Origin of the sequence: Streptomyces lydicamycinicus (genome assembly GCF_000829715.2) — a bacterium.
Classification (GTDB): Bacteria; Actinomycetota; Actinomycetes; order Streptomycetales; family Streptomycetaceae; genus Streptomyces; species Streptomyces lydicamycinicus.
Window position 1 is genome coordinate 230,739 of record NZ_BBNO01000005.1, and the last position, 23,508, is coordinate 254,246.

Below are 23,508 nucleotides of genomic sequence, written 5' to 3' on the forward strand. Positions count from 1 at the left end.
TGGGCACGGCGGCCGGCGGTCCGGTGGACGGCGGCCTGGGCGCGGGCCGTGGCGTGGGTGCGGTCGCGGATGCGGGTGCGGTCAACGGCAGACGGCGAGGGCGTCGAGGGCCACGGCGCCCTGTCCGCGTGGCAGCACCACCAGCGGATTGATGTCCAGCTCGGCCAGTTCGTCACCGAGTTCGAGCGCCATCCGCTGCACTCTCAGGACGGTCTCGACCAGCGCGTCGAGGTCCGCGGGCGGCGCTCCGCGCACACCGTCCAGGAGAGCCCGGCCGCGGAGTTCGTCGAGCATCGCGCGCGCCTGGTCCTCCCCGAAGGGCGGTACACCCACCACGACGTCCCGCAGCACCTCCACCAGCACCCCGCCGAGGCCGACGGTCACGGTCGGCCCGAAGAGGCTGTCCCGGGTGACGCCGACGACCATCTCGACGCCCCGCTCGATCATCTGGCAGACCAGCACCCCGTCCAGCGGCACGTCCTCGTAGCGCGCGATGTCGGTGAGCTCGCGATAGGCGTCCCGGACCTGGCTGGCCGAGGTCAGCTGGACCTTGACCAGGCCGAGTTCGGTCTTGTGCGCGAGCTGCGGTCCGGAGGCCTTCATGACCACGGGATAGCCGACCAGGCTCGCGGCCCGTACGGCCGCCGCCGCGCTGGTCACCAGCTGTTCCCGCGGGACCCGGATGCCGTAGGCACGCAGCAGCTGCTTCGCCGCGTGCTCGCTGAGCTGCTGACCCGGCCGCATCAGGGCCTGTGCCTTGCGCGCGGACGGGGACAGGACGCGTGGGGCGTCGTCGAAGGGCGAGCGGTAGCCGTCGACGAAGCGGTGGTGGTCGAGGTAGGCGCGGACAGCGGTGATGCAGTTGGCGAAGGTGCGGAAGGTCGCCACCCGCGAGGAGCCGAGGAGGGTGCGGCGATAGGCGTCCTCCGTACCGACCGGCGAGCCCCACACCACACACACCAGCTTGTCCGTCTGCTCCGCCGCGTCCACCAGATCCTGCGCGAGCTTGTCGCTCATCGGCGGGAAGGGGCCGGTGATCGGGCAGATCAGTACGCCGATGGCGGGATCGGCCAGGATCGCGTCGAGGATCTTGCGGCCGCGCCAGTCGCCGACCGGGTGCCCGCCGTTGTCGACCGGATTGGCGACGTGCAGGTACTCCGGTATCCACTGGTGCAGTTCGGCCTGCTTGGCGGGGCCGAGGGTGGGCAGCCGCAGGCCGGCGGCGGTCGCCAGGTCGGAGAAGTGGGCGCCGGTGCCACCGGAGATCGAATAGACGGCGACGCCCTCGGCGGTGGGCTTCCTGGCGCGGGCCAGCAGCGCCGCGGTGTCCTGAAGCTCGTCGAGCCCGTCCACCCGGATCACCCCGAACTGCCGCATCGCGGCGTCCACGACCTCATCCGCGCCGGTGAGCTTGCCGGTGTGCGAGGCGGCCGTACGGGCGCCGGTCTCGGTGCGGCCGACCTTGACGGCGACGACGGGCACCTTGTGACGGGCGGCCCGGTCGGCGGCCAGCAGAAAGCTGCGGCCGTCCTTGAGCCCTTCCACATACGCCGCGATGGCCCCGACCTCGGGGCGGGTGGCGAAGTAGGAGAGGAAGTCGGCGGTCTCCAGATCGGCCTCGTTGCCGGTGGGCGCCCAGTGCGAAAGGCGGATGCCCAGCTCCTGGAGGCTGAAGACGGGACGGCCCTGGTGGCCTGACTGGGTGATCAGAGCGATGGCCGGCCCGTCCAGGTCCGTACGGAACTTCTCGAAGGCGTTGAGGTTGGTGTTCGGGCCGAGCAGCCGCAGCCCGGAGCGGGCGACGGCCTCGGCCAGTCGCTCCTGGGCGGCCGCACCACGCTCACCGGTCTCCGCGAACCCGGAGGCGAAGGCCACCGCGAACTTCACCTTGGCCTCGGCGAGTTGCTCGATGACCGGCAGCGGGTCGCCGACCAGGAGGACCGCGAGATCGACGGGTTCCGGCAGATCGGCGACGGTGGCATGGCAGGGCTGTCCGAAGACCTGGGCGCGTCCCGGGTTGACGGGGTGCAGCCGGGCGCCGACCCGTTCCGCCCAGGCGATCAGCTGACGGGTGATGCCGGTATTGGGACGGCCCTCGCTGTCCGAGGCGCCGATCACCGCCACGGACTCGGGCCGGAAGAACCGGTCCAGGTCGGGCACCGGAGCGTGCAGCGGACGGCCGCTGACATCCCGGTCGACGGGGCAGGCGCCCTGGCCCCCGCCGTCGCGATGCGGTTCACTCATGCCGTGGACGGTGTGTGGTGGTTGCTCCCCACAGGCCACGACGCGGGCCGGCCGGGAGTGAGTGGTGAGGGTGCCGTGAGTCGATCCAAGCATCGCAGACGCCCGCTCCTGTGTGACGGCTCTCCATAACTGACGCATAGTCAGATTACTGAACTGACGCTCTGTCAGGAATGGGGTTGCAGGGGAAAAGGTTGTACGGTCCCCGGTTGTCGCTGCCGGCCCCGGGGGGATCGCGCGGCCCCCTTGCGCGTCCGGCCCGCTTCGGTTCAACTGACGTACCGTCAGGAGCGGGTGGTCGCCCCGCTCGCGATGAGCCGGCAGGCATGGTCGTTCGGCGAGGTGCTGGGGGTGTTCCGTGAGGGCCAGGGCTGATGCGGAGACGCGGGGTGCGGAGACTCGGGGCGTGGCGCGGAGTGCGGCACGGAGCGCCGCGCGGTTCGATCTGCCGGAGGTGGACGACTTCACCCGGCCGTACTGGGACGCGGCGGCCGAGGGGCGGCTGCTGCTGCGCCGCTGCCGGGCCGAGGGCTGCGGTGCGGCCCACCACTACCCGCGCGAGTTCTGTCCCTCCTGTTGGAGCGAGGACGTCGGCTGGGAGCCGGCCACCGGCCGTGCCACCCTCTATACCTGGTCGGTCGTGCACCGTAACGATCTCCCGCCGTTCGGCGACCGGGTCCCGTATGTCGCGGCAGTGGTCGATCTCGCCGAAGGCCCCCGGATGATGACCGAGATCACCGACTGCCCGGAGCCGGAGCTGCGGATCGGGATGCCGCTCGTGGTGCACTTCCGGGAAGCGGGCGAGGGCGTCGGCGGGGGCAAGGGCGGGGCCGAGGGCAACAGCGGGGCCGAGGGCGCCGCGGTCGCCGTCCCCGTCTTCCGCCCGGCGTGAACCCTCGCCCCGGGGCCCGGCCCCGCCCATGGCGCTCGGCCCCGCTCGCGGGGCTCCGGCCCGGTCCACGGCGCCCCGCCCGCACGGCGTCCGGCCCCCGGCCGCCCCCCCGAATTCCGGTGGCGCCCCGCCCGGGCCCGAGGCATGCTGTGGCCGTGCAGATCCGTGAGGCGACCGCGGCCGACTGGCCCGCCATCTGGCCCTTCTTCCACGCCATCGTGGCGGCCGGGGAGACCTATACCTATCCGCGGGACATGGACGAGGCGACGGCCCGCGAGACCTGGCTGCTGACGCCGCCCGGCCGCACGGTCGTCGCCGTCGACGACTCCGGCACGGTCCTCGGTACGGCCAAGATGAACCCCAACCACATGGGCGGCGCCTCGCACATCGCCAGTGCCAGCTTCATGGTCGACCCGCGGTGCGGCGGCCGTGGCGTCGGCCGGGCCCTGGGTGAAAACGTCCTGGCCTGGGCCCGTGCCGAGGGCTACCGGGCGATGCAGTTCAACGCCGTCGTGGAGACCAACACCGGTGCCGTCGCGCTCTGGAAGTCGCTGGGCTTCCAGATCATGACGACCCTCCCCGAGGGCTTCCGGCACCCCACCAAGGGCTATGTCGGGCTGCACATCATGTATCAGCAGCTGTGAGGACGAGCCGGTGTCACCCGCACCGGCCGCGCCTCACGGCCAGAGCAGCTCCTGCGCCCAGCGCCCGTTCTCGTAGCGGTAGTTGAGCCGTACGTGCCGGCGTTGCGCATCGCCCTGGAAGAACTCGACCTCCTCGGGGCGCAGCACATACAGCGTCCAGCTCGGCACCGGCGCCGCCGGCTCGCGCCGGGCGCGCTCCCATGCCGCCTCCGAGGCACGGGCCAGCTCCTCGACCGAGCCGAGCACCTCGCTCTGCCGGCCGACCAGCGCCGCGGCCAGCGCGCCCGTGGAGCGGTGGTGCAGATCGGCCGCGCTCTCCTCGGGTCCCGCCACGGTCACCGGCCCGCTGACCCGCACCTGGCGGCCGACCGCCGGCCAGTAGAAGCCGAGCGCCGCCCGCGGCCGCACCGCCAGCTCGCGGCCCTTGCGGCTGCCGCGGTGCGAGGCGAAGTGCCAGCCGCGCTCATCGGCGTCATGCAGCATCAGGGTCCGTACGGAAGGGGTGCCGGCCGCGTCCGCCGTGGCCAGCGTCATGGTGTGCGGCTCGGGAACACCGGCCTCGGCGGCTTCCCGCAGCCACTGCCGGAACAGGGGAAGCGGCTCGGTCGGGGCCGTCGCCGGGTCGAACGACGGCAGTGCGACATCCCAGACCCGCAGCCCGCGCAGCAGCTCGCGGAACGCCTGGGCGTCCGCGTCGTCGGCGTGCTGCGCCGGGGTGCCGGCGGGGCGGGCGTCCGGAGAGTCCTGGTGCGCGGGGTGATCGCTCATGTCAGGCAGCGTACGTCGGGCTTCCGGTGGCCGGAGCGTGCCCGGTGGCCGGAGCACGCCCGGTGACCGCGGCCGGCGCCGGATGGTCCTTGAGGGTGATCGCGTTGGCGCCCCGCTGCACCTCCTCGGCGATCTTCTTCGCGACCAGGTTCTTCCATGGCATGTACGGCAGGATCCGCATCATCAGATGCCGGAAGCGGATCTGCCGCCGGGTGTCCGCCGTCATCTCCTTGGCGAACTTCGCGGCCAGTGCGTGGTTGACCGCGACATAGCCGCGCAGCTCCTTCTCATAGCGGTCGAACGCCTCCTCCGGCTCGCGGCCGGCCGCCGCGAGCTCCCCCGCCAGCACATACGCGCCGACCAGCGCCATCCCCGTGCCCTGCCCCGAGGCCGGGGAGGTGCAGTGCGCGGCGTCGCCGAGCAGCACCACCCGGCCGCGCGACCAGCGGTCCATCTCGATCAGCTGGAGCCCGTCGAAGTAGAAGTCGTCCGCCGCACGGGCCGCTTCGAGCAGCCGCGGGATCTGCGTCCAGCCGCCGGACGGGGGGACGCCGACATCCTTGAACGCGGCGTCGAGCAGCGCCAGTTGTTGGGCGGGCTGCCGGTGGTCGTAGGCCAGTCGCGGCGAGCGGAAGGTGAGCAGTCCCTTGGCCGCCGGGTCCCCGGCCGAGCTGTAGACACAGCTCAGCCTGCCGGGTACCGCGTGGTACAACTCCTCGCGGTCCAGGCCGAGTTCATTCGGCAGCGAGAACGCGGAGATATACGCCCCGAGGTGCCGTACGAACTGCTCCTCCGGGCCGAAGGCCAGTCGCCGGACGTTCGAGTGCACACCGTCCGCGCCGACGACGAGGTCGAAGCGGCGGGGCGCACCCCGCTCGAAGGTGACCTCGACACTGCCGCGACCGTGGTCGTGAGCGTCCGGCCGCTCGGTGAGGGAGGTGATCGAGTCGCCGAAGACGTACTCGACGTCCGCCCGGGTGCGTTCGTAGAGGATGCGCGCCAGGTCGCCCCGCATGATCTCGTCGTCCCGGCCGACCCGGGCGCCGAAGAGGGCGGCGGGGAGGGTGGCGATCCGCTTGCCGTCGTCGTTCACATACGCGCCGGTCCGCATGTCCGTACTGGCGCGCTGGATGTCCGCCAGGATGCCCATCCGTTCGGCGACCTCGACCGCCGCGCCCCGGATGTCGACCTTGTAGCCGCCGGTCCGCAGCTCGGGGGCGCGTTCGACGACGGTCACCGCGAAGCCGTAGCGGTGCAGCAAGTGGGCGAGCGCCGGCCCGGCGATGCTCGCGCCGGAAATCAGCACGGTCCTGGGGCTGGTGCGGGAGGACGGCGAAACGGTGCCGGACATGGCGGGGTTCCCTTCGGGGTCGTGGTGCTCCTGCATGCACTGCGCCACGCGGCCGCGGCGCCCGGTCGTGGTGCATTCGCCGACCGGCAGCCGGAACTATACGAGCGTCTTAAACGCTTGTCTATGACGTTTGTTCAAGGGCGTGTGAGGGCGGCGGGTCCCTGGCGGCTCTAGGACGTCTCCTGTCCTAGATGCTCGCTACCGTCGATACCTACGGGCAATGGCACTGCGAAGGAGCAGACGTTGAGCGAGATCAGCAGCAATCAGCCGCTCGGTACGCCGACTTGGATCGATCTCGGGGTCCCCGACCTCGACCGGGCGAAGGAGTTCTACCGTGCCCTGTTCGGCTGGGAGTACGAGGAGCGGTCGGCGGCGACCGGCCCCTTCACCCTGTGTCTGCTGCGCGGCCGGCGGGTGGCGGCGCTGCGGCCGGTCTCCGCCGCGGATATCGAGGGCGAGTCCTGGTGGCTGCCGTACCTCGCCACGGACGACTGCGACGCCCTGACGAAGCAGATCGCCGAGTGCGGTGGGACGGTGCTGATGCCGCCCTCGGACGTGGCGGGGCTGGCCCGTACGGCCGTCGTGGCGGACCCCGGCGGCGCCCGCTTCGGGCTCTGGCAGGGACGTACGCTGCCGGGCTGTGAGCTGGTCAACGAGCCCAGCGCGCTGATCCGCAACGACCTCGCGTCCCCGGACCCCGAGCCCGCGCGCCGCTTCTACGCCGCCGTCTTCGGCTTCACGCTCGACGGCAACGACGATCTCCCCGACTTCGACTTCACCTTCCTGCGCCGGCCCGACGGCCATGAGATCGGCGGCGTCTTCGGCGATCCCGCGGCGCGGGCGTCCCGCTGGCAGACCGTTTTCGAGGTGGCGGACACCGACGACGTGGCGGCCCGCGCCGTCGCCGCCGGCGGCACGGCCGGCACCCCCGAGGACGCCCCGTACGCCCGCATGGCCGCGCTCACCGACCCCTTCGGCACGGCCTTCAGTATCGGCACCCGCCCGGCCGCCGACTGAGCAACGGCCGGCCTCCCGGGCTCCCCTCGGACCCCGGCGCCGGGCCCGCCCGCGAGTCTCCGCCGGGACTCCGGCCGGGCCCGGCCTCCCGAGGCCGTCGCGGGCCCCGCCTCACCCCCGCCCCAACACCACCGTCCCCGACGAACAGAACCAGCCGCCCGTGCCGGAGGCGACCGCGAGCTGGGGCAGCCGGCCGCCGGGTTTGTGTACCTGGCGGTCCGGGCCGGCCTCGCCGCGGAGCTGGCGTACCGCCTCGACCAGCAGGAACAGCCCCCGCATCCCCGGGTGGCAGGCGGCCAGCCCGCCGCCGTCGGTGTTGACCGGCAACGCCCCGTCCCGCAGCAGCCGTCCCTCCCCGACGAACGCGCCGCCCTCGCCCTTGGCACAGAAGCCCAGGTCCTCCAGCGTCACCAGGGTCATATAGGTGAAGGCGTCATAGAGCTCGGCGAGGTCGATGTCGGCGGGGCGGACCCCGGCGCGGTCGAAGGCCAGCCGGCCGGAGACCGCGGCGGGGGAGACGGTGAAGTCGTCCCACTCCGACATGGTGGTGTGGGATACCGCGGTGCCCGAACCGAGCACCCATACCGGGGGTTTGGCCAGGTCGGGGACGTAGTCCTCGGCGACGAGCAGGACCGCGCAGCCGCCGTCGGAGCGGATGCAGCAGTGCAGTTTGGTGAACGGATCGGCGATCACCGGCCCGCCCAGCACGTCGTCGACGGTGATCGGGTCGCGGTACAGGGCGTCCGGATTGGCCGCCGCGTTGGCCCGCGCCTGCACCGCGACCTGGGCCAACTGCTCCAGGGTGGTGCCGTATTGGTGCATATGGCGGCGGGCGGCCATGGCGTATTTGGCGATCAGGGTGTGCCCGTAGGGGACCTCGAACTGGAGCGGGCCCCGGGTGCCGAAGGACAGGTTCGCGGTACGCCGCCCGGCCTTGATGTCGGCGCGGGCGGTGGAGCCGTAGACCAGGAGTACGGCGTTGGCATGGCCGGCGGCGATCGCGTCGGCGGCGTGCGCGGCGAGCACTTCCCAGGTGGCGCCGCCGACCGAGGTGGAGTCGACCCAGGTGGGGCGCAGTCCCAGGTACTCGGCGACCTCGACGGGCGCGAGGGTGCCCAGACCGGCCGAGGCGAAGCCGTCGATCACCGCCCGGTCCAGCCCGCTGTCGGCGAGTGCCCGGCGGGCGGCCTGGGCGTGCAGGGCGTACGGGGTGGCCCGGTCCACGCGTCCGCAGTCGGACAGCGCGACTCCGGCGACGGCGACCTTGCGATTCCCGTAAGTGGTCCCTGAGGTCATGAATCTGACGGTACATCAGATCTGGTGGGGCGGGCAGGGCGCGGGATGCGGCTCCGGAGGTCCCGCCTCGCCGCCGCGTCGTCGCGGCCCCGCCGCCCTCAGAGGCCGACTTAAAGCGATTATCCGAGAATCGGAGGTTTCCGGTGGCCTTCAAATGACTCCCGGGGGACGGTATTCTCACATCGCTTTGTGCATTTCACCGGTCGCTTCCGGCCGGTTGACTGCTCGCTGTTTGCCCATGCGGTGGAGCAGACATTTCCGTGTGCGGGACGAGATGTTCCCGCCTGCCTCAGGGAGTGTCATGTTCGCCTATACACCACATATTTCGGTGCTTGCGCCGGCCCGTAGTTCCGGATTACGTGCCGAATTCGTTCCGGGGGCAGTTATCCCCGTGGGCACGCTGCCCCAGGGAATTACCCTCTCGCCCGACGGAACCCGTGCCTATGTCGGCAACCGGGGCTCGGACACGATCAGCGTGATCGACACCGCCACCGATACCGTCACGGCCACCATCCCCACGGGGCCGGGCCCGTATTGGTGGCCCTTGGCCCGGACGGCACCCGCGGATACGTGACCGTCGCAGACGCCGGTCTGGTGAGCGTGCTCGACACCGCCACGAACACCCTCGTCACGGACATCCCCGTAGGGGCGGGACCGTCGATGGCGGCGGTCACCCCGGACGGCACCCGGGTCTACGTGACACAGCAGGCCGACACCACGGTGAGCGTGATCGACACGGCCACCAACACCGTCACCGGCACCATCCCTGTCGGGGTCGGGGGGACCGGCGTGGTCATCACGCCGGACGGGACCCGCGCCTACGTGGCGTGCTATTCGGTCGGCGTCCGAGTGATCGACACCGCCACGAACACCGTCACGACGACGATCACGACCGGCGATGTCCCCATCCTGCTGGCGCTCAGCCCCGACGGGGCCCGCCTCTATGTCACCAATGTCGGCAGCGCCACGGTGAGTGTGGTCGACACCGCCACCAACGCCGTCATCGACGCCGTCGGCATCAGCGCTCAGGCGCGGTTCCCGGCGGTGACCCCGGACAACGCCCATGTCCTGGTGGCGAATTCCCTCCCGGACACGGTGAGCGTGATCGACACCGCCACCCATACCGTCGTCGAGAACATCGGCGTGGGGGCCGGCCCCACCGGCCTCGCGGTCTCCCCCGACGGGACGCACGCCTATGTGGTCAACTCCGAGGCCGGCACCATCAGCGTCCTCGCGACGACCGTGCTGCCCGACCAGGGGACCACGGCGGGCGGTGCCACCGTGACGGTGACCGGTCACCACCTGGCCAACGCCACCGCCGTGCGCTTCGGTACCGCGCAGGCCGCCATCACCGCCAATACGGATACCTCGCTGACCGTCACCGAGCCCGCCGGATCGGGTGCCGTCCCCGTGACGGTCACCACCGCGGGGGGCACCGGCTTCCTCGGCACCTTCTACTACGCCCCGCCGCCCGCCCTCACCGGCATCAGCCCCGCCTCGGGGCCGGTCGCCGGCGGCGACCAGGAGATCGTCATCACCGGCCGCAACCTGGCCGGAGCGATCGATGTGTACTTCGGCACCAGCCGCGCCGTCATCCAGAGCGCCTCCGACACCCAGCTCACCGTGCGGGCCTCCGGTGCCCCGGCACCGGGCGGCGTCGCCGTCACCGTGACCACCGCCGGCGGGAGCGCCGGGGGGCTGACCTATACCTACGTCAGTTCCTCCACCGTCACCGACGTCAGCCCCAATACGGGCCCGACCTCGGGTGGCACGGTCGTGACGATCACCGGCACCGGTCTGACCTACACCGAGCAGGTCACCTTCAACGGCACACCGGCGCCCTTCGCGGTCATCTCCGACACCACCGTGAGCGCCACGTCCCCGCCCAGCGGCGCCGCCGGCACCGTCGCCGTCGTGGTCACCGGTCCCGCCGGCGACATGCCCTCCGGCTCGTTCACCTACGTCGCCGATCCCGAGATCTGACCCACCCGGACATGCCGTACGGCCGACCGGGCGGACCGGCCGGCGCGGCACCGGCACACCGAGTTTCCGGCCGACCGGAATCCCGGCCGACGGGCCGGGCGGGAGTCGCGGGGCCCTGCCGTCCACGCGACAGCGGACCGGGAATGAGAGCACCTCACGGCAGCGCGTCAGAGCAATTCCCTTCCAGTCCCAGAGGAGAAAACTGTGCGTCCCTTCAAGCAGATCGTGCTGAGCGCGGCCACCGGAGTGTCGGCCCTCCTTTTCTGCGCACCCGCCGCGGCCGCGGCAAGCGGTGCCGGTGCCGATTCCTTTCCCCCGAGAGAGGAAATCTTCCAGTTGGTCGCCAAGCAGACCCAGGGCACGTTCGTCGATGTGGACGGGTCGTCCGGGCCCAGCCAGGGCGATGAATTCGTCATCTCCGGGAATCTGCTCCGCGGCACCATCCCGGTCGGCACCTACAGCCAGATCTGCACCATGACCCGGACCGCCCCGAACGACGAGTTCGACCTCCAGTGCGCGGCCGATCTCGCGCTTCCTCTGGGGCAGATCACCGTGCAGGGCCGGTTCACCGTCACGTCCGCCGGCCCCGGCGACATCGACCTCGCGATCACCGGCGGCACCGGGCGCTACCGCACGGCCCACGGCCACATCCACGCCGTCAACGTCAGTGACACGGAAACGAACCTCATCGTCCATCTCATCCGCTGACCGGCGGCGAGTCCGGGAGCCGGGTCGCGGTGACGTGACCCGGCTCCGTCCCGCGCTCCGGCGTCGACACCCCCTGGCCCACGATGACTTTGCGGACCCGGCCTAGGAAAGTGCACCCCCCGTCCCTACTATGACGGCCCGTCAGATCGGAAGCGGGGAGGGCCCGTCGGACCGGACGGGCGTTGTCGCACGGCCGGGAGGAGCCCGCCGATGGATGCCGCGTTCACCGAGGAGCAGCACGAAATCCGCCGTACGCTGCGCGAACTGCTGCTCAAGCGCTGCGGTCCGGACGAGGTCAAGGCGGCGGTACGCACCCCACCGGGGTACGACACCCAGCTGTGGCAGCAGCTCGCCGGCCGGCTCGGCCTGCCCGGTCTGGCGCTGCCCACGGCGTACGGAGGGGTGGGCTGCGGGCCCACCGAACTCGCCCTGGCATGCGAGGAAACCGGCCGTGTCGTCCTCCCCTCACCACTGATCGCGACCGCCGCACTGGCCGCCCCGCTCCTCCTCGCGCTGGGCAGCGAGCGCCAGCGCACCGCGCTGCTCCCGGCCCTCGCCGCCGGGGAGCTGACCGCGACACTGGCCGTCCCGGGTGGCCGGCTCGCCACCGCACTGGCGCTGACCGGGCCGAACGACGGCGACTGGGCGGGCGGCGGCCGGGCCGGCGGCATCCAGGCGAGGAGAGTGCCGGAGGAGGACGCGGCGGCCGCTTCGCGGAACGGCGGGCGGCCGGCGGGCGGCGGCTGGCGGCTGTACGGCGAGGCCGGGCAGGTGCTCAACGGGCACACCGCGGAGGTGCTCGTGGTGGCCGCCCACACCGGAGGGTTCGCGCGAAGTCGCACCCTGCTCTTTCTCGTACGGGCGGCGGACGCGGCCCGGCCCGGCGCGGAGCCCGGTGTGCCCGGTCTGCTGCGGACCCGGCAGACCGCCATGGACGAGACCCGGCCGCAGGCCCGCCTCGAACTGCGCGACGTACCGGCCGAGTTGCTGGGCGAGGGGGACGGCGACGCGGCGGCGGTGGCCCGGGCGCTCGCCGCGACGGGGCCGGTGGCGGCCGCGGCGCTGGCGGCCGAGGCGGTGGGCGCGGCCGATACGGGGCTGGCCCGTACCGTCGCCCACGTTCGGCAGCGGGTGCAGTTCGGCCGGCCCATCGGCTCCTTCCAGGCGGTGCAGCACCGGCTCGCCGATCTGTATGTGGCGCTCCAGGCGGCCCGCTCGGCGGCGTACTACGCGGCCTGGGCGGCGGGCGGCGGACGGTCCGCGCCCGAGGGTGCCGGGGCGGCCGAGCCGGGGGTGGGGGCGCTGGCGCTCGCCCAGGCGCTGGAGGCCCTGCGGGCGGTGGCGGCCGAGGCGGTGCAGCTGCACGGCGGTATCGGCTTCACCTGGGAGCACGAGGCGCATCTGTACTTCAAGCGCGCGGCCTGCGACGAACTGCTGCTGGGGCCGGTGCACCGGCTGCGGGCGCGGGCCGCCGAGGAGGCGGGGCTGTTCCCGGGCGGGGCGGGGGAGCCGGGCGGTGCGCCGATTCCGGACGGTGCGCCGGAGGCGGTGGAGGTCTGATGCGCCCGGGTGAGCGGTTGCTGATGAAGGTCTCCGCGACCCGCGCGTTCGCCCGGACCGCGCCGTACGTCATCCCCGCGCTGGACCGTGCGATACACCGGCTGACCCGCGGAAAGGTGCTGCTCAGCGCCCGGATGCTGCCCGGAGTGGTGCTGACCGCGACCGGTGCCAGGAGCGGGCTTCCGCGGCGTACCCCGCTGGCGTGCGTACCGGAGGACGACGGCAGCTGGCTGCTGGTCGGCAGCAATTTCGGGCGGCCGGGACATCCGGCCTGGACCGGGAATCTGCTCAAGAATCCGGAGGCCGAGGTGAGTTGGCGGGGCCGCGACATACCGGTGCGGGCCCGGCTGCTGTCCGGTGAGGAGCGGGCGCTGGCCTGGCGGGCGGCGCTGGCGCTCTGGCCTCCGTACGCGGCGTATCAGGCGCGGGTGACGCGGGAGATCCGGCTGTTCCGGCTGGAGCGCCGCTGACCGGACCGGTGCGCCGGGCCGGCCGGTGGGCCGTCAACGCGCAGCGGGCGCCGTGCCGAACCCCTGAGGGCCGCGCGGCGCCCGCTGCGTGTGGTGTACAGCTATGGCAGGACGGATACAGGACCGATGGCGAACCGTCCCGGGAGCACCGGGACTTCGAGGCGCGGCAGCTTCTCCGGCCGCTTCCCCGACTGCTATCGCGGTGGCTTCGTTATTTGGTCGGCTTCTTTCCGGTGACACCGAGGTGCACCAGCAGCGCCAGATTCGGCTTGAGCTCGGCCTGCTTGACGCCCCAGCTCTGGAAGCCCTTCTGGTGCGCGGCGACCGCCGCCAGCATGGCGACCATGGAGCCGGCGATGGCGGCCGGGCTCACGTCCTTGTCGACCTTGTTCTTGCTCTGGAGGTCCTTGATGGAGTCCGTAAGGGAGTTGGTGACGGCATTGAGGATCTTCATGCGGATCTTGTAGAAACGCTTGTCGCCCTCGGCCGCGCCCAGGTCGACGACGCGCAGAATCGCGTCGTGCTTGCGCCAGAAGGAGAGAAAGCCCTCGACCAGATCTTCCGCGGCCTGCCAGGCGGATTTGCCCACCCAGGAGCGTCCGGCGACAAGATCGGTCAGAGTGGCGCCTTCTTTGGCCATCTCCTCGGCGATTTCGAGGACGGCGCCCTCGACGTCCGGGAAGTACTGATAGAACGTTGCGGGTGAAGTCCCCGCTTTTCGGGCTACATCGATGACCTTGACGTCCCGATAGGGGGACGAACTGAGCATTTCACTGAGGCAGTCGAGAAGCTTTTGCCGCGTCGCCTGTCCGCGGCGGCCGGCAACTCTGCCGTCGACGGTTCGAACTTGTCCTGTCATGCCGTCAGCTTACCGAGGGGTGATCGGAGCGCGATTTGGCTGCCTGCAAATGGGGATGGGGGAGTTAAGGGTGCATGGCCCCGGGGAGTGCCCTGATGGCGGGCCCGGCCGCGGTCACGGTTCATATGGCGCCGCTTGGTCCGAACCAGTGAACGGTGTTATCAACAGCCTGTGGACAACTTTGGTGGATAAGCGGTCACCCTCCGTGCAGCAAGTGCACGCCGGTGACAGCCGGTTGAGCTCCACCGCCTCCCTTACGCCGGTCCCGCCGCCCCTTTCCGGCGCCACCGGACTCGATTCCCCGTTCGAATTCCCGCCGGGCGGACTGTGTGAACCGGCGCTAGCTTGGACATATCGCCGCCACGGCAGCGACCGCTTTCCGCTGTCCGCACATCAATCAAGGCGCCACGCCCGGCGCGCTGGCACCGAAATGACCTTCGAACGCGCAGAATTGGGGCCTGGGGCCGCACGCGACGACGGGGAGGGCAGGGCCGGTGGGGGATGGGTGCGTGCGGTCGGTGGAACGGCATGGTTCCGGCCACCGCGGCCACCGGATGCGCCGGGGACTCAACCGATTTCCTCATGTGCGCGTCAAACGGAATGGTGAACGTCCAGATAGTCGGCGGTGCCCCGCGCAGGGGACCTGGAACCGATCGGTAACCCCGTGGTCAATCGCCCGTCGGCGGACGTATCGGAGCACGTCAGGCGGGGTGGGGTGACATCGGGTAACGGGCCAGGTGTGGGCTACGGGAGGTATGCCGTGACACGACGGACAGGACCCGGGTTCGCAACCGTCGGCTCGGCCAGGAAGAATCAGCACGCGTACGGCCGTTTCGGCCAGGCGGTGAGACGCTGCACGGGGCAGTGGCTCTCGGCGGCTCGTGGCTATTGAGAGTCTCTTTTTACGCCCCACGGGGAGGTGGCAGGTAAGTGGTGGAGCAGCTGAAGCAGCTGACGCAGCACGATCCCCGGCGGATCGGCCCGTTCGAGGTGCTCGGTCGTCTCGGGGCCGGCGGCATGGGACTGGTCTATCTCGCGCGCTCGGCGTCCGGGCGGCGCGTGGCGATCAAGACGGTGCGTACCGAGCTCGCCGAGGACCAGCTGTTCCGGGTCCGCTTCACCCGCGAGGTCGAGGCGGCCCGCGCGGTCAGCGGCTTCTACACGGCCGCGGTGGTGGACGCCGATCCGCGCGCGGCGGTGCCCTGGCTCGCGACGGCCTATGTCCCCGCGCCCTCCCTGGAGGAAATAGTCAATGAGTGCGGGCCGCTCCCGGCCCAGGCGGTGCGCTGGCTGGCGGCCGGGATCGCCGAGGCGCTTCAGTCCATCCACGGCGCGGGCCTGGTACACCGCGACCTGAAGCCGTCGAACGTGCTGGTCGTCGAGGACGGCCCCCGGGTGATCGACTTCGGTATCGCCTCCGGGGTGTCCAACACCCGGCTGACGATGACCAATGTGGCTGTCGGCACGCCCGCCTACATGTCGCCCGAGCAGGCCCGGGACTCGCGCAGTGTCACGGGCGCCAGCGATGTCTTCTCCCTCGGGTCGACGCTGGTCTTCGCCGCCACCGGACATGCGCCGTTCCATGGCGCCAACCCCGTCGAGACCGTCTTCATGCTGCTGCGGGAGGGCCCCGACCTGGCGGGCCTGCCGGACGAACTCCGTCCGCTCATGGAGTCCTGTATGCAGATGGAGGCCGGCCAGCGGCCGTCCCCCGCCGACCTCCAGTCCCAGCTCGCGCCGCACCTCTTCGGCTCCGGCAGCGACGACAGCGGTACCGCCTCGGCCTGGCTGCCGCCCGGCGCGGTGGGCCTCATCGAGAGCCGGCGCGGCGGCCGCACCGCCGTACCCGGCAACGGTCAGCGGGCCGGTTCCGGCCGTGGTGCCGGCCGCCCGGCGCCCGCTGCGCCGCCGGCCCCGCCCGCCTCACCCCCGATGCCCGCCGCGCAGCCCGTCCAGGCGCCGCCGCGGCCGGAGAGCGTCCACGCCGCCGCGGAGTCCGGCTGGCCCGGCCAGATCGGCGCGGGCCCCGGCGCGCACCGCGGCAGCGACCCGCGCAGTGGCCACCCGGGCCCGATGCCGCAGCCCGCGGTGCTCGGCCCGGATGCGTCGACGGCCCGGGTGACCCCGGTCTCCGCGCCGCCGCCCGCCGCCCCGTCCCCCGCCGCCGCGCTGTCCTCCGCCCCGCCCGTCCCGTCGGCCGCCCCCGGGGGCGGCGCCGCCGGTCCGGTACAGCTCGGTGGCTCGGCCGCCCCCATAGGGCCGGGGCCGCGCGCCGACGCTCCCCCGCCGCGGGCTCAGGCCGGTGCCGCGACGAACTGGGTACGGCCGCCCGGCGCCGGACCCACGACCGGGGTGCCCCCGCAGGGCCCGGCCAACGGCGGGGAGAGCCCGCCGCGCGGTGAGGCCGCGCCGCCCCCGCCGCCCGAGGCGCCGCCCGAGGCGGGCCGCTGGCGCCCCTGGCGGTTCCGGATGTCGAACGATGTGTGGGGCACCCCCGCCGTCGCCGACGATCTGCTCTACGTCACCTCCTTCGAGGTGCATGCGCTCGATGTGGCCAGCGGGCGCCGCAAGTTCAAGACCCGTGACGTCGCCTGGGCGATGGCCGTCGCGGACGGCCGGATCCACGCCTCGGACGGCCCGAGCCTGTACGCGCTGGACGCCGACGACGGCACCGAGCGCTGGCGGCTGAACACCGACGGCTGGGTCTACGCCCTCAAGGTCGACCGCGGGACCGTCGTCACCAGCACCCGCGGCGGCGGCGTCCAGGCATGGGAGGCCGCCAACGGCGAGTTGCTGTGGGAGACCGGCGGCGTCCAGACCGACTTCGAGACCGCCGAGGCCGGGCCCGTGGTGCACGAGGGCACGGTCTTCGTGTGGGCCGACGCCCGGCTCAAGGCACTGGAGGCCCGGACCGGCGCCGAGCGCTGGTCGTATCCGGTGGGCGACGCCGCGGCCTGCGGCGGGGTGCCGATGCGGCTGCTGCCGGCGTCGGACGGTGCGGTCTACGTCGTGGCCGGTACCCGGGTGCTGGCGATCGACATCGCACGCGGCGACGTGCGCTGGCACTTCGAGGCGCCCGCGGTGTTCCTGAGCCCGCCCGCCTTCGCCCCCGGCCCGGCCGTCACCGGCGGCGGGGTCTATCTGGCGGACTACCTCGGCACGGTCTACGCGCTGGACCCGGCGGACGGCCGTGACCGCTGGCGGATCGCCACCGAGGCACGGCAGTCCACCGAACCGGTCCTGGTCGCGCACGGTGCGGTCCATCTGGGCAGCGGCAAGGCGCTCTACACCCTCGACGCGGTGACCGGCACCCCGCGCTGGCGGTTCCAGGCCGGCGCGGAGGTCATCGGCGCTCCGGTCGTCGCGGAGGGCCGGGTGCACTTCGGCTCCGCCGACCACTGCCTGTACACGCTCGACGCGATGGGCGGCCAGCTGCGCTGGAAGCTGGAGACCGGCGGCGAGATCACCGGCTCGCCGGTGGCGGTCGGCGGTGTGGTGTACGCGTGCAGCAAGGACCGTTGTGTGTACGCGCTGGACGCGGCCAAGGGGACGGGGCTGGCGCGGCGGTCGTGAGGCGGGGGCGGGCTGTGCGCTGTTTCCCGTAGGGGCTGGGCTGGCGCCCGCTTCCCGTAGGGGACGGGCCGTCGCCCAGGGGCCGGGCCGTTCGTCGGCCCCGTATCTGCCCGTGGGTCTACTCCCGTTCCTCCGGGGGGCGTTCACGCCGTTCGGGCGGCTCGGGCTGCTCGGCCCGGGTGGGGCGCGGCTGACGGTGCTCCCTGCCCCACTCGACCGGTGGTGTGGGCGGCTGCTGATGGCCGGGCCGGGACGGCGGTGGAGGAGGGGGCGGAGGCCGCTGTTGTTGTGGCTGCTGTGGGGGCGGTTGCTGCGGCTGTTGTTGCGTTTGCGTCCACTGTTGCTGTTGCTGCGGGGGCGGCGGTGGGGGCGGGGTGACCGGGAGGGGAGTGGTGGGGGTGTCCTGCCCCTGCCCGTACGGGCCGCCTCCGGGTCCGCCGGGAGCGGTCGGGGGGCCGGCGGCGGGGGTGGGGCCGGTCGGGTACGGCTCCGGATTCCACTCCTCGGCACCGGGGCGGCCCGCGTCCCATGGTTCGGGCGTCCCCGGGGGATAGGGCGTGTACGGGTCGTAGGGCGCGCGCTCGTCGTAGCGCTCGTCGTGCGGATAGCGGCCGTAGTGGCCGTCGTCGTACGGCCGGTCGTCGTAGTCCGAGCCGTAGACCCGGCGGGGGCGGCCCCGCATGATCAGGGCGCCGAGCAGCAGCAGCGCGCCGCCGCCCAGGGCGTTGGCGACGCCCACCCCCAGGCCCCGGGCGCCGGCCGTCAGTTCGCTCGCGGCCTGGCCCTGGCGGACCATCCACAGAATCGTGAAACCCAGCACCACCAGGCCCGCGAGGGCGACCAGCCCCCGGGAGCGCAGGGCGACACCGATCAGGGTCAGCAGGGCGGCGAACGCCATGGGGAGGAGGACGGAACCGAAGAGTGCGGCGCTGTTGCGGGTGACCCCGTTGAAGAGGTCCTCGATCCGCACGTCACTGCCCTGACGGCCGTCGTACCAGGGACGGAAGGGGCTCCAGACGGCGGCCGCCGCTCCGGCGAGGGCGATCAGCGACCCGAGAACGTTGCGCACCACGGGCGTCGCCTCGCTTCGGGTCGTCCGGTCATCCTCCGGGACCGACGCTACGCCTGAGCCCTGGTACTCGCGAGCCACATACGCCCGCCCGCGTTGCCGGGGCCCGTAAGGGGTGTCACCCACGCTTGCTAGGGTGCCGTGCACGCGTCAATTGAAGAGTGACGAGCTCAGAGTTTTCACGGGGGATGGGCAGAATGAAGCAGCGCATGCGCAGGAGCACGGGCATCCGCGGGGGCGCCCGTACGGGTATCAGGGCAGCGGTCGCGGCCGGGCTGGCGCTGGTGACGGTGGCGACGGTGAGCGGCTGCGCCTTCGGCCGGCCCCGGGTGAAGGTGCCGGTCTCCTTCCCGAGCCCCACGTACTCCAGCTCGTACGACGCGTCCGCGTCCCCGGCGTACGAGCCCACCTACTCGCCCTCGCCGACCCAGGAGACCTACGACCCGGACGGGCGGTCGGATGTCAGGGGCAGCAACTGCGACTTCTCCGATTCGCTGCGCCAGTTCACCTACACGGTCTCCATCACCAACCCGTCGATGAACGATTCCTTCTCCTACGACATGGCCGTCAACTGGATGAAGGCGAAGCCGGCCGACGGCAAGGCGTACGGGCTGCACGAGCGCTCGATCACCGTCGGGCCCGGCGACACCGAGACGTACACCGCCAAGTACACCGTCAATCAGTCCTCCATCGGGCAGTTCTGGTTCACCTGCGAGATCACCAGGGCGCACAAGACCCGTATGTGAGGGGTCACCTGACCAAGGGGTGACCGCGCCGCCCGCCGTCCTCGTTGCCGTCCGGCCTCCCGTCCTGGTCGCCGGGCCGGCCGTCCTGCCGCTTCCGGTCGGCGAACAGTCCGGCCTGGCGGTCCGGGGGCAGATTGCCCAGCGCGATCAGCTGGGGGGCGTGCGCCAGGGCCTGCGATCTGGCCGCCTCCTTGGCCGCCCACAGGGCGCGTACCGTGCCCTGGACCGCCCCGGTCGGCTGGGCGGCGAGCACGGCCGCGCGGCGCAGCGCCACCTCGGCCGCGGCGCCGGGTGCGGTCAGTTCGGAGACCAGACCGATCTCGTACGCCCGGGAGGCGCCCAGCCGCTCCGCCGTCCCCATCAGGGCCAGCCGGGCGGCCTCCCCGTAGGGCATCCGCTGCGCCATGAAGACCGCCTCGTACGCACTGACCATCCCGTAGGTGGTGTGCGGGTCGAAGAAGGTGGCGTTCTCGGCGGCGATGAGGAACTCGGCCTCGCCCAGGAGGTAGAACGCGCCGCCGCAGGCCATGCCCTCGACGGCGGCGATGACCGGCTTCCACAGGTCGTTGGCCTTCGGGCCGATGTGGAGCAGCGGATCGTCGACGGAGTAGGGGGAGGACGGCTGGGGGACGTCGACGGAGCGGTCGATGCCGGTGCAGAAGGCCCGGCCGCCGGCGCCGGTGAGCACGGCGGCCCGTACGGTGTCGTCGAAGCGCAACTCCCGCCAGATTCCGATGAGTTCTGCTGCGGTGGCGAGGTCGATGGCGTTGTGCCGCTCGGGCCGGTCGAGGGTGATCAGCGCGACCCCGTCCGCGCGCTCCGTGCGGACCGTCATGGCCGCTCCAGGAGCCAGCGGGGTACGGTCACGCCTCCCGGCATGGTGTGGAAGACGGCCTTCACCGGGGCGCCGATGCGCAGCCGGGCCGGGTCGACGGAGTTGAGCGGGGCGTCGGCGGCGGTGACGAGGTTGCCGACGAGGCGGATGCCCGGGGCCTCGGCCAGTTCCACGACGATCGCGTTGTAGCCCGGCTGTCCGGCGTACGCGGGCAGCAGCGGCGGGTGCGGCAGGACGAAGGACCAGATACGGCCGCGGCCGCTCATCCGCCGCCAGCGGGCGGCGAAGGACCGGCAGTGCGGGCAGCAGGGCCGGGGCGGGAAGCGCAGGGCGTCGCAGTCGGCGCAGGCCTGGATGCGCAGTTCGCCCCGGGCGGCGTACTCCCAGAAGGGCGCGCCGTCGTCGTCCGGGACAGGAAGCAGCAGGTCGGCGCCGCGGTCGGAGCGATTGTCAGTGGCGGGTGTCACGCTCGGTGTCATGGCATCACGAACGGACTCCCGCACGGACTCACGCCCCGGCTCACGAACGGGCTCCCGCACGCTTTCCCGCACGGACTCGGGCGCGGCATCACGAGGGCTCATGGCGTATCAACTCCTCAGCAGCAGGGCCGAGGTGGGCACGCCCTCGCCCGCGGTGACCAGACAGGTGGCGGCGCCGGGGACCTGCGCGGTGCTGGTGCCGCGCAGCTGCTTGACGCCTTCATTGATCAGGTTGAAACCGTGCACATACGCCTCGGAGAGACCGCCGCCGCCGGTGTTGAGCGGGAGCCGGCCGCCGATCTCCAGTGCGCCGCCTTCGGTGAAGGCCGCGCCCTCACCACGTCCGCAGAAGCCGTAGCCCTCCAGCGAGAGGGGGATCAGGGGGGTGAAGGCGTCATAGATCTGTGCCACGTCGACGTCCTGCGGTCCGAGGTCGGCGCCTTTCCACAGGTGCCGGGCGGCCGTCCAGGCCGGGCCGGTGAGCGGGTCGTCGGTCCAGTAGTTGACCATGCCGTGGTGCTGGGCGGGCAGGCCCTGGGCGGCGGAGTGCACGTAGACGGGCCGCTGCCGGCAGTCGCGGGCGCGCTCGGCGGAGACCACGACACAGGCCAGCGCGCCGTCGGTCTCCAGGCAGTTGTCGAACAGGCAGAGCGGCTCGCTGATCCAGCGGGCGGTCATATACATCTCGCGGGTCAGCGGACGTTCGTACATGATCGCGGCCGGGTTCTGGTTGGCCCGGTTGCGGCAGGCGAGCGCGACATTGAAGAGGTGGTCGCGGGTGGCGCCGTATTCGTGCATATAGCGGCGGGCCAGCATGCCGATCTCGTCGGCGGGGCGCAGCAGTCCGAAGGGGCGGGTCCACTGTCCCGGTGTGGGCAGCTGGACCCGGGTGTTCTTCCAGGGGCGCGGTCCCGAGCCGCGTTTGCGGGACCGCCAGGCGACGCCGACGCTCGCCTGGCCGGTGGCGATTGCGGCGGCCAGATGCGCCACCGTCGCGCAGGAACCGCCGCCGCCGAAGCCGACCTTGGAGAAGTGGGTGAGGTCCCCGGCGCCGATGGCCTTGGCTATCTCGACCTCGTCGGTCTCCTCCATGGTGTAGGAGGCGAAGGCGTCCACCTCCGAGGGGGCGATTCCGGCGTCGTCGAGCGCCGCGACGATGGCCCGGCAGGCCAGGGTCTTCTCGGATTCCGGGAGTTGCCGGGCGAACGGGGTCTGTCCGATACCGGCTATCGCCGTAGCGTCCTTGAGGGTCGCCCCCATCGCCACCTCCGTGGTCGGTCGCCAGTGCTGACAGCGGAGGAGGCTACCGCTAATCTGACGGACAGTCAGCTAGTGGCGTACGGCTCTTCGGCGGGAGGCAGTGCGATGCACGACGAGGTGGATGCGCGGGCGGACCTGGAGTACGGCGTCATCCCCCGTCTGGTGCGCGCGGCCGCCCGGCGGTACGGCTCCCGGGAGGCCGTGGTCGAGGGCCGCACCCGGATTTCGTACGCCGAGCTGGGCGAGCGGGTGGAGCGGGCGGCGGCCGCCTGTATCGCCTCCGGGGTCGCGCCCGGCGACCGGGTGGCCGTATGGGCGCCCAACACCCTCGACTGGATCGTCTCCGCCCTCGGGGCCGTCACCGCCGGCGCCGTCCTCGTCCCCGTCAACACCCGCTTCAAGGGCGCCGAGGCCGCCTACGTCCTGCGCCGCACCCGCGCCAAAGTCCTCTTCATCACCGGCACCTTCCTCGGCACGTCCTACCTCGCCGCACTCCGCCGCGCCGCCCGGGAAGGCACCGGCCCCGGCCCGCTGCCCGGACTCCCGCGGCTGGAGAAGGTCGTGGTGCTCTCCGACGACGCGCCCGCCGACTTCACCACCTGGCAGGAGTTCCTCGCCGGCGGCGCCGCGGTGCCGTCGGAGACCGTCCGCCGCCGGGCCGACGCCCTGTGCTCCGACGCCCCCTCGGACATCGTCTTCACCTCCGGCACCACCGGCCGCCCCAAGGGCGCCGTGATCACCCATGCCCAGACCCTGCGCGCCTACGACGTCTGGAGCGAACTGGCCGGTCTCCGGGAGGGCGACCGCTACCTGATCATCAATCCGTTCTTCCACACCTTCGGCTACAAGGCCGGCATCATCGCCTGTCTGCTGCGCGGCGCGACGATGATCCCGCAGCCGGTCTTCAGCGTGGAGACCGCGCTCGCCAAGATCGCCGCCGAGCGGATCTCCGTCCTCCCGGGCCCGCCCACCCTCCATCAGCAGCTCCTCGACCACCCCGACCGCGGCCGGCACGACCTCTCCGCGCTGCGCCTGGTGGTCACCGGCGCCGCCGTGGTCCCCCTGGAGCTGGTCGAGCGGCTGCGCAGCGAGCTGAAGATCTCCACAGTCCTGACCGCCTACGGCCTTTCGGAGAGCTCCGGCGTCGTCACGATGTGCCGCCGCGGCGATCCACCCGAGGTGATCGCCGCGACCTCCGGCCGGGCGCTCCCCGGCACCGAGGTCCGGATCGTCGATGCCGCGGACCGCCCGGTGCCGCCCGGCGAGCCCGGCGAGGTGCTGGTCCGCGGCTACCACGTGATGTCCGGCTACTTCGAGGACCCGGCCGGCACGGCCCGCGCGATCACCCCCGACGGCTGGCTGCGCACCGGCGACGTGGGCGTGCTCGACGCGGACGGCAACCTCCGGATCACCGACCGCATCAAGGACATGTTCATCGTCGGCGGCTTCAACGCCTATCCCGCCGAGATAGAGCAACTCCTCGGCCGCCACCCGGACATCGCCGAGGTCGCCGTGGTCGGCATACCCGATCCCCGCCTCGGCGAGGTGGGCAGGGCCTATGCGGTCCGCCGCGCCGGTTCCCTGCTCACCGCCGACGATCTGATCGCCTGGTCCCGCCGCGAGATGGCCAACTACAAGGTCCCGCGGGAGGTCACCTTCGTCCCCGCCCTCCCGCGCAACGCCAGCGGCAAGATCCTCAAGACCCGGCTGCGGGAGGGCGCCCCGGGGCCCGCGCCCGCCGGGTGACCGGGCCGCCC

Annotated in this window: 20 protein-coding genes and 1 pseudogene; 12 read left to right on the plus strand and 9 right to left on the minus strand. The window is 72.4% G+C overall.

Features of this window, described 5'->3' with window-relative positions; all coding sequences use genetic code 11:
- Positions 1 to 81 precede the first annotated feature (81 nt).
- A complete protein-coding gene (locus TU31_RS18770) occupies positions 82 to 2,337 on the minus strand; it encodes an acetate--CoA ligase family protein (protein WP_042156031.1) in 2,256 nt (751 codons plus the stop codon).
- Positions 2,338 to 2,647: 310 nt separating this feature from the next.
- Here TU31_RS18770 and TU31_RS18775 point away from each other — a divergent pair, with 310 nt between their 5' ends.
- Together TU31_RS18775 and TU31_RS18780 are read left to right on the plus strand one after the other, a co-directional pair.
- Entirely contained in the window at positions 2,648 to 3,133 is a 486-nt protein-coding gene (locus TU31_RS18775) for a Zn-ribbon domain-containing OB-fold protein (protein ID WP_042156034.1), read from the plus strand.
- A gap of 155 nt (positions 3,134 to 3,288) precedes the next feature.
- Positions 3,289 to 3,777: a GNAT family N-acetyltransferase gene (locus TU31_RS18780; protein WP_107070724.1), complete on the plus strand. Its 489-nt coding sequence runs from the start codon at positions 3,289 to 3,291 to the stop codon at positions 3,775 to 3,777.
- A gap of 33 nt (positions 3,778 to 3,810) precedes the next feature.
- Here the strand turns inward: TU31_RS18780 and TU31_RS18785 are convergent, their stop codons facing one another.
- Together TU31_RS18785 and TU31_RS18790 are read right to left on the minus strand one after the other, a co-directional pair.
- Positions 3,811 to 4,545, minus strand: a complete 735-nt coding sequence (locus TU31_RS18785) for a pyridoxine/pyridoxamine 5'-phosphate oxidase (RefSeq protein WP_042156038.1) — start codon at positions 4,543 to 4,545, stop codon at positions 3,811 to 3,813.
- A 1-nt stretch (position 4,546) separates the two neighbouring features.
- Entirely contained in the window at positions 4,547 to 5,896 is a 1,350-nt protein-coding gene (locus TU31_RS18790) for an FAD-dependent monooxygenase (protein ID WP_042156040.1), read from the minus strand.
- Positions 5,897 to 6,139: 243 nt separating this feature from the next.
- Here TU31_RS18790 and TU31_RS18795 point away from each other — a divergent pair, with 243 nt between their 5' ends.
- Positions 6,140 to 6,913: a VOC family protein gene (locus TU31_RS18795; protein WP_042156043.1), complete on the plus strand. Its 774-nt coding sequence runs from the start codon at positions 6,140 to 6,142 to the stop codon at positions 6,911 to 6,913.
- A gap of 111 nt (positions 6,914 to 7,024) precedes the next feature.
- On the opposite strand, the gene TU31_RS18800 is transcribed toward TU31_RS18795, so the two are convergent.
- Complete coding sequence (locus TU31_RS18800) at positions 7,025 to 8,209, minus strand: thiolase C-terminal domain-containing protein (RefSeq protein ID WP_042156045.1); 1,185 nt, start codon at positions 8,207 to 8,209, stop codon at positions 7,025 to 7,027.
- 301 nt (positions 8,210 to 8,510) lie between these two features.
- Between TU31_RS18800 and TU31_RS39805 the strand changes: the two genes are divergently transcribed.
- The 6 genes and pseudogenes from TU31_RS39805 to TU31_RS18825 all read left to right on the plus strand — a co-directional run bounded on the left by TU31_RS39805 (position 8,511) and on the right by TU31_RS18825 (position 12,930).
- A complete protein-coding gene (locus TU31_RS39805; protein WP_181018629.1) occupies positions 8,511 to 8,783 on the plus strand; it encodes a YncE family protein in 273 nt (90 codons plus the stop codon).
- Positions 8,735 to 9,184 (plus strand): annotated as a pseudogene (locus TU31_RS40615) (YncE family protein); the annotation flags it as partial. The gene TU31_RS39805 and the pseudogene TU31_RS40615, both read left to right, overlap by 49 nt.
- Positions 9,185 to 10,192 carry an IPT/TIG domain-containing protein gene (locus tag TU31_RS35980; protein WP_370682747.1) on the plus strand — a complete coding sequence of 336 codons (1,008 nt, stop codon included), beginning with the start codon at positions 9,185 to 9,187 and terminating at the stop codon, positions 10,190 to 10,192.
- Between the two features lie 204 nt (positions 10,193 to 10,396).
- A complete protein-coding gene (locus TU31_RS18815) occupies positions 10,397 to 10,900 on the plus strand; it encodes an allene oxide cyclase barrel-like domain-containing protein (protein ID WP_042156047.1) in 504 nt (167 codons plus the stop codon).
- 210 nt (positions 10,901 to 11,110) lie between these two features.
- Positions 11,111 to 12,460, plus strand: coding sequence for an acyl-CoA dehydrogenase family protein (locus TU31_RS18820; protein WP_042156048.1), 1,350 nt, complete (start codon positions 11,111 to 11,113; stop codon positions 12,458 to 12,460).
- Positions 12,460 to 12,930, plus strand: a complete 471-nt coding sequence (locus TU31_RS18825) for a nitroreductase family deazaflavin-dependent oxidoreductase (RefSeq protein WP_042156050.1) — start codon at positions 12,460 to 12,462, stop codon at positions 12,928 to 12,930. The genes TU31_RS18820 and TU31_RS18825 overlap by 1 nt, the downstream gene beginning before the upstream one ends.
- A 211-nt stretch (positions 12,931 to 13,141) precedes the next feature.
- Here the strand turns inward: TU31_RS18825 and TU31_RS18830 are convergent, their stop codons facing one another.
- A complete protein-coding gene (locus TU31_RS18830) occupies positions 13,142 to 13,789 on the minus strand; it encodes a TetR family transcriptional regulator (RefSeq protein WP_042156052.1) in 648 nt (215 codons plus the stop codon).
- A 930-nt stretch (positions 13,790 to 14,719) separates the two neighbouring features.
- On the opposite strand from TU31_RS18830, the gene afsK reads away from it, so the two are divergent.
- Positions 14,720 to 17,362: a protein serine/threonine kinase AfsK gene (afsK, locus tag TU31_RS18835; protein ID WP_042156054.1), complete on the plus strand. Its 2,643-nt coding sequence runs from the start codon at positions 14,720 to 14,722 to the stop codon at positions 17,360 to 17,362.
- 118 nt (positions 17,363 to 17,480) lie between these two features.
- Here afsK and TU31_RS40620 read toward each other — a convergent pair whose 3' ends face one another.
- Positions 17,481 to 18,434, minus strand: coding sequence for a hypothetical protein (locus tag TU31_RS40620; RefSeq protein ID WP_042156055.1), 954 nt, complete (start codon positions 18,432 to 18,434; stop codon positions 17,481 to 17,483).
- A 206-nt stretch (positions 18,435 to 18,640) separates the two neighbouring features.
- Between TU31_RS40620 and TU31_RS18845 the strand changes: the two genes are divergently transcribed.
- On the plus strand, positions 18,641 to 19,177 hold the full coding sequence (locus TU31_RS18845) for a hypothetical protein (RefSeq protein WP_245698595.1): 537 nt from the start codon (positions 18,641 to 18,643) through the stop codon (positions 19,175 to 19,177).
- Between the two features lie 4 nt (positions 19,178 to 19,181).
- Here TU31_RS18845 and TU31_RS18850 read toward each other — a convergent pair whose 3' ends face one another.
- The 3 genes from TU31_RS18850 to TU31_RS18860 form a co-directional block, all read right to left on the minus strand.
- The gene (locus TU31_RS18850) at positions 19,182 to 20,012 is read right to left on the minus strand and encodes an enoyl-CoA hydratase/isomerase family protein (protein WP_042156059.1); all 831 of its coding nucleotides are present in this window, start codon (positions 20,010 to 20,012) and stop codon (positions 19,182 to 19,184) included.
- Entirely contained in the window at positions 20,009 to 20,491 is a 483-nt protein-coding gene (locus TU31_RS18855; protein ID WP_042156063.1) for a Zn-ribbon domain-containing OB-fold protein, read from the minus strand. The genes TU31_RS18850 and TU31_RS18855 overlap by 4 nt, the downstream gene beginning before the upstream one ends.
- Positions 20,492 to 20,599: 108 nt before the next feature.
- Positions 20,600 to 21,751: a lipid-transfer protein gene (locus TU31_RS18860; protein WP_042156065.1), complete on the minus strand. Its 1,152-nt coding sequence runs from the start codon at positions 21,749 to 21,751 to the stop codon at positions 20,600 to 20,602.
- Between the two features lie 105 nt (positions 21,752 to 21,856).
- On the opposite strand from TU31_RS18860, the gene TU31_RS18865 reads away from it, so the two are divergent.
- Positions 21,857 to 23,497, plus strand: coding sequence for a FadD3 family acyl-CoA ligase (locus TU31_RS18865; protein WP_042156067.1), 1,641 nt, complete (start codon positions 21,857 to 21,859; stop codon positions 23,495 to 23,497).
- Positions 23,498 to 23,508 lie beyond the last annotated feature (11 nt).

What these genes read in the sequence shown, in the direction of transcription:
- TU31_RS18855 (WP_042156063.1), bottom strand. Translation starts at nt 20,491, where the DNA reads ATGACACCGAGCGTGACACCCGCCACTGACAATCGCTCCGACCGCGGC.
- TU31_RS18770 (WP_042156031.1), bottom strand. Translation starts at nt 2,337, where the DNA reads ATGCTTGGATCGACTCACGGCACCCTCACCACTCACTCCCGGCCGGCC.
- TU31_RS18860 (WP_042156065.1), bottom strand. Translation starts at nt 21,751, where the DNA reads ATGGGGGCGACCCTCAAGGACGCTACGGCGATAGCCGGTATCGGACAG.
- TU31_RS18825 (WP_042156050.1), top strand. Translation starts at nt 12,460, where the DNA reads ATGCGCCCGGGTGAGCGGTTGCTGATGAAGGTCTCCGCGACCCGCGCG.
- TU31_RS18830 (WP_042156052.1), bottom strand. Translation starts at nt 13,789, where the DNA reads ATGACAGGACAAGTTCGAACCGTCGACGGCAGAGTTGCCGGCCGCCGC.
- TU31_RS18785 (WP_042156038.1), bottom strand. Translation starts at nt 4,545, where the DNA reads ATGAGCGATCACCCCGCGCACCAGGACTCTCCGGACGCCCGCCCCGCC.
- TU31_RS18845 (WP_245698595.1), top strand. Translation starts at nt 18,641, where the DNA reads ATGCGCAGGAGCACGGGCATCCGCGGGGGCGCCCGTACGGGTATCAGG.
- TU31_RS18865 (WP_042156067.1), top strand. Translation starts at nt 21,857, where the DNA reads ATGCACGACGAGGTGGATGCGCGGGCGGACCTGGAGTACGGCGTCATC.
- TU31_RS39805 (WP_181018629.1), top strand. Translation starts at nt 8,511, where the DNA reads ATGTTCGCCTATACACCACATATTTCGGTGCTTGCGCCGGCCCGTAGT.
- TU31_RS18790 (WP_042156040.1), bottom strand. Translation starts at nt 5,896, where the DNA reads ATGTCCGGCACCGTTTCGCCGTCCTCCCGCACCAGCCCCAGGACCGTG.
- TU31_RS18820 (WP_042156048.1), top strand. Translation starts at nt 11,111, where the DNA reads ATGGATGCCGCGTTCACCGAGGAGCAGCACGAAATCCGCCGTACGCTG.
- TU31_RS18850 (WP_042156059.1), bottom strand. Translation starts at nt 20,012, where the DNA reads ATGACGGTCCGCACGGAGCGCGCGGACGGGGTCGCGCTGATCACCCTC.
- TU31_RS18800 (WP_042156045.1), bottom strand. Translation starts at nt 8,209, where the DNA reads ATGACCTCAGGGACCACTTACGGGAATCGCAAGGTCGCCGTCGCCGGA.